This is a genomic window from Algibacter lectus (assembly GCF_004368925.1).
Lineage (GTDB): Bacteria > Bacteroidota > Bacteroidia > Flavobacteriales > Flavobacteriaceae > Algibacter > Algibacter lectus.
In genome coordinates this window covers 1-650 of the sequence record NZ_SORL01000005.1, presented here as the reverse complement: position 1 = coordinate 650, position 650 = coordinate 1, and the positions used below count along the sequence as shown (strand labels likewise).

General features: G+C 38.6%; 1 protein-coding gene. It reads right to left on the bottom strand.

All coding sequences use genetic code 11. The features are described 5' to 3' along the window. A partial coding sequence (locus tag DFQ06_RS19310; RefSeq protein ID WP_208326561.1) for a SprB repeat-containing protein occupies positions 1 to 650 on the bottom strand: 650 nt, incomplete at both ends.

Here is a 650-nt window from a genome sequence, read left to right as displayed (position 1 = left end):
AAAAGAGTATGGAGCAGTACCACCAACTACAGTAATATCTATACTTCCAGTTGCTTCACTGTTACAAAGTACATCGGTTACCGTTGCTATTGAAGCTGTTATTGCAGTTGGTTGAGTAATTGTAACACTGATATTTTCAAGTTTACATCCTTTACTGTCAGTAATCGTTACTGTATGTGTACCTGCGTTTAAAGCAGTTGCTGTAGCAGTAGTTTCCCCGTTATCCCATAAATAAGTATACCCACCATTTCCGTTAGCAGCAGTTACTGTAGCCGAACCGTTAGATTCACCAAAACAAGTAACTGGACTATCTTGTACAGCACTAGCTGTTATAGCATCTGGTTGAGTAATTGTAACACTAACATTTTCAAGTTTACATCCTTTACTATCAGTAATCGTTACTGTATGTGTACCTGCGTTTAAAGCAGTTGCTGTAGCAGTAGTTTCCCCGTTATCCCATAAATAAGTATATCCACCATTTCCGTTAGCAGCAGTTACTGTAGCCGAACCGTTAGGTTCACCAAAACAAGTAACTGGACTATCTTGTACAGCACTAGCTGTTATTGCAGTTGGTTGAGTAATTGTAACACTGATATTTTCAAGTTTACATCCTTTACTGTCAGTAATCGTTACTGTATGTGTACCTGCGT